This window comes from Frateuria sp. (assembly GCF_013362045.1).
GTDB lineage: Bacteria > Pseudomonadota > Gammaproteobacteria > Xanthomonadales > Rhodanobacteraceae > Frateuria_A.
The window spans coordinates 1-7329 of the sequence record NZ_JABFWW010000281.1; the positions used below are offsets into that span (position 1 = coordinate 1).

General features: G+C 71.8%; 8 protein-coding genes. 6 read left to right on the plus strand and 2 right to left on the minus strand.

Translation table 11 applies throughout. The features are described from left to right. Positions 1-284: 284 nt before the first annotated feature. Positions 285-728, plus strand: coding sequence for a rhodanese-like domain-containing protein (locus tag HOQ08_RS13510; RefSeq protein ID WP_291195851.1), 444 nt, complete (start codon positions 285-287; stop codon positions 726-728). 3 nt (positions 729-731) lie between these two features. Here HOQ08_RS13510 and HOQ08_RS13515 read toward each other — a convergent pair whose 3' ends face one another. Beyond that, positions 732-1787 (minus strand): 2Fe-2S iron-sulfur cluster-binding protein, encoded by a 1056-nt coding sequence (locus HOQ08_RS13515; protein WP_291195872.1) that lies wholly within the window; start codon positions 1785-1787, stop codon positions 732-734. Positions 1788-1851: 64 nt separating this feature from the next. Here HOQ08_RS13515 and HOQ08_RS13520 point away from each other — a divergent pair, with 64 nt between their 5' ends. From HOQ08_RS13520 to HOQ08_RS13535, 4 genes are all read left to right on the plus strand, one after another. Then, positions 1852-2289 carry a hotdog fold thioesterase gene (locus HOQ08_RS13520; RefSeq protein ID WP_291195854.1) on the plus strand — a complete coding sequence of 146 codons (438 nt, stop codon included), beginning with the start codon at positions 1852-1854 and terminating at the stop codon, positions 2287-2289. Between the two features lie 154 nt (positions 2290-2443). Continuing rightward, positions 2444-3391, plus strand: a complete 948-nt coding sequence (locus HOQ08_RS13525) for a serine/threonine protein kinase (RefSeq protein WP_291195857.1) — start codon at positions 2444-2446, stop codon at positions 3389-3391. A gap of 65 nt (positions 3392-3456) precedes the next feature. Then, positions 3457-3891, plus strand: a complete 435-nt coding sequence (locus HOQ08_RS13530) for a hypothetical protein (protein WP_291195860.1) — start codon at positions 3457-3459, stop codon at positions 3889-3891. 22 nt (positions 3892-3913) lie between these two features. Beyond that, positions 3914-5086, plus strand: coding sequence for a class I SAM-dependent rRNA methyltransferase (locus tag HOQ08_RS13535; protein WP_291195863.1), 1173 nt, complete (start codon positions 3914-3916; stop codon positions 5084-5086). A 93-nt stretch (positions 5087-5179) separates the two neighbouring features. Here the strand turns inward: HOQ08_RS13535 and HOQ08_RS13540 are convergent, their stop codons facing one another. Further along, positions 5180-6373, minus strand: a complete 1194-nt coding sequence (locus tag HOQ08_RS13540) for an FAD-dependent oxidoreductase (protein WP_291195866.1) — start codon at positions 6371-6373, stop codon at positions 5180-5182. 71 nt (positions 6374-6444) lie between these two features. Here HOQ08_RS13540 and HOQ08_RS13545 point away from each other — a divergent pair. Further along, positions 6445-7329, plus strand: an 885-nt coding sequence (locus HOQ08_RS13545) for a DNA topoisomerase IB (protein WP_291195869.1), incomplete at its 3' end; no start/stop codon positions are given.

Sequence of the window (7329 nt, forward strand, 5' to 3'; positions counted from 1 at the left end):
ATCACGCAGGAGTGACTTTCTGCTTGAGCCCTTCTCTCACCGGGAGAGGGGTTGGGGAGAGGGTCCGGTCCAGCCGGAAGACTTCGCTCCGTCCGAACCCTCACCCGCCTGCCGGCACCCTCTCCCGGCGGGAGAGGGATTCGGGTCATGGGGCTTGAGGAGGGCGCTTCGACTTCGGCGCGTTGCGCCTGTGCTCGACGCGGACGGCTGACGAAGAACCTTTGCGCCCATCGCGGCGCTCCCGGATAATCGCCGGTTTGCGCACACCGCCGGGCCCGCGACCGATGAACGACTTCCTGCACAAGCTGCCGACCTTCGTCGGCAACCACCTGGCGCTGTCGGCGCTGTTCGTGATCATCCTGCTGGCGCTGGTGGCGCTGGAGTTCGGCCGCCTGCTGCGCAAGTACCAGGAGCTGACGCCCGCCGGGCTCACCCTGCTGATCAACCGCGAGAGCCCGCTGCTGGTGGACCTGTCCGCCCGCGCCGATTTCGAGAAGATGCACGTGCCCGGCGCGCGCCATGTGCTGCCCAGCCAGTTCGACCCCGAGCACAAGGACCTGGCCAAGGCCAAGGACCTGCCAGTGGTGGTGATGGACAAGGACGGGCGCGGCTCGGACAAGGCCGCGCAGCGGCTGGTCAAGGCCGGTTTCAGCAAGGTCTACACGCTCGGCGGCGGCGTGCTCGCCTGGCAGCAGGCGCAATTGCCGCTGGCCAAGGGCAGCAAGTAGTACTCAGCCGCCGATGCCGGCCCGGCCGGCGAGGATCTGCGCCAGCACGTCCGGCGCGTAGTCGAACGAATCGAAGTACAGCCGCTCCTCGGGCAGCCCGGCGTCGGTGAACAGGCGCCGGCCGGCATCGACCATCGCGGGCGGCCCGCTCATGTAGACCTCGTGGCCGGACAGGTCCGGCACGTCCTCCAGCACCGCCTCGTGCACCAGGCCGGCGCGCAGGCCGGCCGCCGCGGCCTGTTCCGGGTCGGACAGCACCGGATGGAAGCTGAGGTTCGGCGCCTCGTGCGCCCAGCGCTCGGCCAGCGCGCGCAGGTAGAGGTCGCCGGCGCTGCGCGCGCCCCAGTACAGCGCGATCGGCCGGCGCGTACCCAGGGCGAGGAAGTGCTCGACGATCGCCTTGACCGGCGCGAAACCGGTGCCGCCGGCCATGAACACCATCGGCCGCTCCGAATCCTCGCGCGGCACGAAGGTGCCAAGGGGCGCCTCGATCTGCAGGCGGTCGCCGACCTCGAGCCCTTCGTACACCCACGAGGTGAAGCCGCCGCCGGCCACGTGGCGCACGTGCAGTTCGATCAGGCCGTCCTCGCGCGGGCCGCTGGCGATCGAGAACGGCCGGCGCCTGCCCGCCTCCAGCAGCACGTCCAGGTACTGGCCGGGCAGCCACTTGAGCGGCGCCTCGCCCGCTGCGGGGCGCAGCATCAGGCCGGTGACGTCCGCCGCGAGCGGCCGCTTGTCCACCACTTCGACCACCAGCCGGCGGCGCGCGATGTCCTCCACCGAGGTCACCTCGCGCGCGGCGATCACCAGGTCGCTGGCCGGCACCGCCTGGCACATCAGGATCGCGTGCGCGGCCGCCGCGTTGCCGCCCAGCGCCACCGGCGGGTTGCGCGGGTAGTCGCAGCGGCCGGAGAGCAGCGTGGCCTTGCAGCTGCCGCACACGCCGGCGCGGCAGGAATACGGCAGCGCGATGCCGGCGCGCTGCGCCGCCTCGAGCACGGTCTCGCCCGGCGCAGCGTCGAAGGTGCGGCCGGAATGTGAAAGGGAGATGGTGAACACCTGCGCATTGTCGCCGCGAGGGCGGTGGACGGACAATGCATGCTTTCCCCGAAGCGGCATCCCCATGGCGATCTGGAAGCAGGCCACCGACCTCGAACGCATCAACGGCTGGAGCGAGAACACGCTGATGCAGGCGCTGGGCATCCGCCTGACCGCCATCGGCGAGGACTGGCTCGCCGGCACCATGCCGGTGGACGCGCGCACGCACCAGCCGTTCGGCCTGCTGCACGGCGGCGCCTCGGTGGCGCTGGCCGAGACGCTGGGCAGCACCGCCGCGCTGCTCACGCTCGATCCGGAACAGGAAGTGGCGGTGGGCCTGGACATCAACGCCAACCACGTGCGCGGCGTGCGCGCCGGCATTGTCACCGGCACCGCCAGGGCGCTGCACCTGGGGCGCTCCACGCAGGTGTGGGAGATCCGCATCGAGAACGAGGAGGGTGCCCTGGTGTGCGTCTCGCGGCTGACCATGGCGGTGGTGCCGCGGCGCGCGGTGGTGCGGTGAGGATGCGGCTCTTGGCTCCCTCTCCCCTGCGGGGAGAGGGTTGGGGTGAGGGGCCACTCTTGCGGCAGACCTTCGCAAGTGCATTGTCTTTTTCCTTCGCTTCGGCCAGCCCTCCCCGCGAGCACCCGCCCCACACCCCGCAGGAGAGAGGGAGATGAGCATCGCCGCCCCCTACGCCAACCTCACCCCCGACCTGGTCCTCGACGCGGTCACGGCCTGCGGCCTGTGGCCCGATGGCCGCCTGCTGGCGCTCAACAGCTACGAGAACCGCGTGTGGCAGGTCGGCATAGAAGACGCCGCACCGGTGATCGCCAAGTTCTACCGGCCCGGCCGCTGGAGCGACGCGGCGATCGCCGAGGAACACGCCTTCTCCCGCGAGCTGGCCGAGGCCGAACTGCCGGTGGTCGCGCCGCTCGCCTTCGAGGGCCGCACCCTGCTCGCGCACGGCGGCTACCGTTACGCGCTCTATCCGCGCCGCGGCGGGCGCGCGCCCACGCTGGAATCGGCCGAGCAGTTGCAATGGCTCGGCCGCCTGATCGCGCGGTTGCACGTGGTCGGCTCGCGCTCCGCGTTCGCACATCGTGGGCGCATCGACCGCGCCACGCTGATCGAGCATCCCGCGCAGTCGGTGCTCGCCTCGCCTCTGTTGCCGCCCAACGTGGCGCCGCGCTACCGCGACGCGGTGCAGCGGCTCGACGCCGCGGTCGCCGCGCGCTTCGAGACCGTCGGCCCGGCGCGGCAGTTGCGCCTGCACGGCGACTGCCACCCGGGCAACCTGCTGTGGACCGATGCCGGCCCGCACTTCGTCGACCTGGATGACGCGCGCATGGGGCCGACGGTGCAGGACCTGTGGATGCTCGCCCACGACCAGGCCGCGATGGATGCGCTGCTGGAAGGCTACGGTTCGATGCGCGAGTTCGACCTGGCCGAACTGGCGCTCGTCCCAGCCCTGCGGGCGATGCGCCAGGTCCACCACGCGGGCTGGATCGCGCAACGCTGGGCTGATCCCGCCTTCCCCGCCGCGTTCCCGTTCGCCGCCGAGCCGCGCTGGTGGGAGCAGCACGTGGCCGACCTGCACGAACTGTCCGACGCGCTGGACTGAGCGCAGACGACGCGCCGCAAAAACGGCACACTCCGCGCCTGCCCACCGCCTCCCGGAATCCTTGAATGCGCAGTTTCCTCTTCCGCCTGATCGGCATCCTCGAAATCGCCGGCGGCCTGTACGGCGCTGCGAACGCACTGCACCGCGTACTGCGCATGGGCTCGACCTACGACGCCCTGCACGCGCTGCTGGCGTTGATCGTGTTCGGCTTCGTGCTGCTCGCGGGCGTGCTGCTGGTCGAAGGCAGCGAACGTGGCGTGGCGTTCTCGCGCGTCGCCCAGCTGCTGCAGCTGCCGCTGGTCGCCACGCCGGTGTTCAGCTACGCCCTGCATGCCGGCGCCTTCCTCAACATCTACACCACCGCGCATCTGGCGCGGCCCTGGCTGGACTGGAGCTTCGGCACGCAGGGCTTCGTGCTCGCCATCGCCGGGCCCTCGGCCGCGCGCTTCGGCGCCAACCTGCTCGCGCTGCTGTCGTGGCTGATCCTCAGGTTGCGCTGACGCCAGCGGCTATCATGGGCGGATGACCACGCCCGCCGCACTCCCCATCGTCCGCCTCAAGTCCGACCGCGCCCCCGGCCACCCGTGGGTGTGGTCGGCGCAGGTATACAAGCCCGAGGCACGGCTGCCGCCCGGCAGCGTGGTCGAGGTGGTGGATGCGAAGGACCGCTTCGTCGGCCGTGGCTTCTGGAACGGCCATGCGCGCATCGCGCTGCGGCTGCTCAGCCGCGACCCGGGCGAGGCGATCGAGGCGAGCTGGATCGCCGCGCGCATCGCCGAGGCGGTGGCGCTGCGCCGCGAACTGCTGCAGCTGGACGAGGCCAGCGACGCCTGGCGCGTGGTGCACAGCGAGGGCGACGGCCTGTCCGGCCTGGTGGTGGACCGCTACGCCGACATCCTGGTGATCGAATACTTCGCCGCCGGCATGTGGAAGTTCCGCGAGGCGATCCATGCCGCGCTGCTCGAGCACTTCCCCGGCGCGCGGCTGTACTGGTTCGCCGAAAGCCACGTGCAGAAGCAGGAATCCTTCGACTGCCGCAGTCCCGAGCCGCCGGCGCCGGTGCAGGTGCACGAGCACGGCCTGGCCTTCCACGCGGCGCCCGGCTACGGCCACAAGACCGGCTTCTTCGCCGACCAGCGCGAGAACCGTCGCCGCTTCGCCGCCCTGGCCAAGGGCCGCCGCGTGCTCGACCTGTGCTGCAACGCCGGCGGCTTCGCCGTGCACGCGATGGCCGCCGGCGCGCGCGAGGCCACCGGCGTGGACATGGACGCGGGCATCCTGGAGATCGCCCGCGCCAACGCAGCGGCCAACGAGCTCGCGGTGGATTTCCAGCAGGCAGACATCTTCGACTGGCTGCGCGCGGCGATCGAGCGCGGCGAGCGCTACGACGCGGTGGTGCTGGACCCGGCCAAGCTCACCCGCGACCGCAACCGCGTCACCGACGCGCTGAAGAAATACTTCGCCATGAACCGCCTGGCGCTGGACGTGATCCCGCCCGGCGGCCTGCTGCTGACCTGCTCATGCACCGGCCTGGTCGAGGAGGCGGCGTTCCTGGAGATGCTGCGCCGCGTGGCGCTCAATGCCGGCCGCGCCATCCAGGTGCTGGACGTGCGCGGCGCCGGCGCCGACCACCCGTTCCTGGCCGAGGTGCCGGAAGGGCGTTATCTCAAGGCGGTGTTCTGCCGGGTCGAGTGACCGTCGCAGGGTGGGTTTGAGACCACCCGCGGTGCGCAGCAAGAAGGTGGTGGGCTGCAGCCCAACCTATGCGCCCTCGGTGCGCCGCGGGGCTCAATCGCCGTGCGCAATGCGCCCGCGCAACGACGCCGCGTCGAACGGCCCCTCCTGCGCGATCAGCGTGCGGGCGGCCTCCACCTGGCCCCACACGTTCCACAGCAGCACGCCGCGCACGCGGCCGCCGTCCAGGTAATAGACGACACCCTTGCGATGCGGCTCGCTCCAGTCCTCGACCGGCTGCAGCCGCGCATCGAGCAGGCCGACCGCCTCGTAGCCCAGGTCGAACAGGTCCGAATAGAAGTACGGCAAGGTGGTGAACTCCCCGCCTGCGCCGGCCATCGCGCGGCCCGCATGTCCGCCCATCTCGACGGCGGCATTCTCGTGCTCCACGCGCAGCCGGCGCCCCAGCGAGGGGCTGAAGAAATTGGCCAGGTCGCCCGCCGCCCAGATGTTCGGATCGCTGCTGCGCAACTGCGCGTCGACCACCACGCCGTCGTCCACGGCCAGGCCCGCCTGCGCGGCCAGGGCGGTGTTCGGCGTCACGCCCAGGCCGGCCACCGCCGCCGCCACGCGCAGGCTCCGGCCATCGGAGAGCACCAGCTCGACGCCCGTATCGTCCGTGCGGCCCTCGACCACCTTGACGCCGGCCAGCAGTTCCACGCCGCGCGCGCGGAAGTAGTCGTCCAGGAAGGTCGCCAGCCCATCGGGATACCGCCCGCTGCCGATCGATCGGGCCGGAAACAGCATGGTCACCCGGCAGCCGACGCCGGCAAGCGACGCGGCCAGTTCGCTGCCGATGAAGCCACCGCCGATCACCGCGACATGCGCGCCCGCCACCGCATGGGCGCGCAGCCGGCGGTAATCGTCGACCGTGCGGAAATGGATGACCCGATCGTCGTCCGCCAGCGGCAACCGCCGCGGCATGGCGCCGGTGGCCAGCAGCAGGCGGCGGTAGCGGTAGCTGTCGCCGCGTGCGTCGCGGACGCGGCGGGCGGCGCGGTCCAGCGCCTCCACGCGGCGCCCCAGGTGCAATCGGGCACCGCTGGCGGCGGTGCCCAGGTCGATCGATCCGAGCGACTTGTCGCCCTTCCACAGCGCCTTGGACAACGGCGGCCGCTCGTACGGCGCCTCCGCCTCGGCACCGACGATGCCGATGCCGGCCGTCGCGTCGGCGGCGCGGATCGCCTTGGCTGCCGCATCGGCAGCCATGCCGCCGCCGACGATCAGGTAGTCGTACTCGTGTTCCATGCTTCGCTCCCGTGGCCAGGCCTGCCCACCCATCATGCGCCCATCCTGCGACCGCGCGTAGGCGAGCCAGCATGCACGCCGCCTTGATCGAGGCCGCCACCACACTCGAGGCGATGAACGCCCGCCCCTGCGAACCCGATCCGGCCTTGCGCGCCCAGGTGCGTGCGGCCGGCCTGGTCTACGTCAGCGACACGCAGCCGGGCATCCGTCGGCTGCGCCGGGGCAGGGGTTTCGGCTACCGCGACGTCGACGGGCAGCTGCTGGCCGACCCGGCGGAACTGGCGCGCATCCGTGCGCTCGCCATCCCGCCCGCGTACGAGGATGTGTGGATCTGCGCCAACCCGGAAGGCCACCTGCAGGCCACCGGACGCGATGCGCGCGGGCGCAAGCAGTACCGCTACCACCCGCATTGGCGTGCGCTGCGCGACCGCGGCAAGTTCGACCGCGTGCTCGCCTTCGGTGCAGCCTTGCCGAAGCTGCGCCGGCGTGCCCGGCACGACCTGGCCCTGCCTGGCCTGCCGCGCGAGAAGGTGCTGGCGCTGCTGGTGCAGTTGCTGGACGAGACGCTGATCCGCATCGGCAGCGAGACCTACGCGCGCGACAACAGGAGCTACGGCCTGACCACCCTGCGCTCCCGCCACGTGCGTGTCGCGCGCGGCCGGCTGCGCTTTGCGTTCCGCGGCAAGAGCGGGCAGGAGCAGGAGGTGGAACTGGACGACCGCCGGCTGGCGCGCATCGTGCGCCGCGTGCAGCAGTTGCCGGGCCAGCGGCTGTTCCAGTACCTGGACGACGCGGGCGAGCGCCAGGGCATCGACTCGGGCATGGTCAACGACTACCTGCACGAGGCCTGCGGCGAGGACTTCAGCGCCAAGGACTTCCGCACCTGGGGCGGCACCGCGCGGGCGGCCGGGGTGCTGGCCTGCACGCCGCTGCCGCGCAAGGGCGGCGAACGGGCC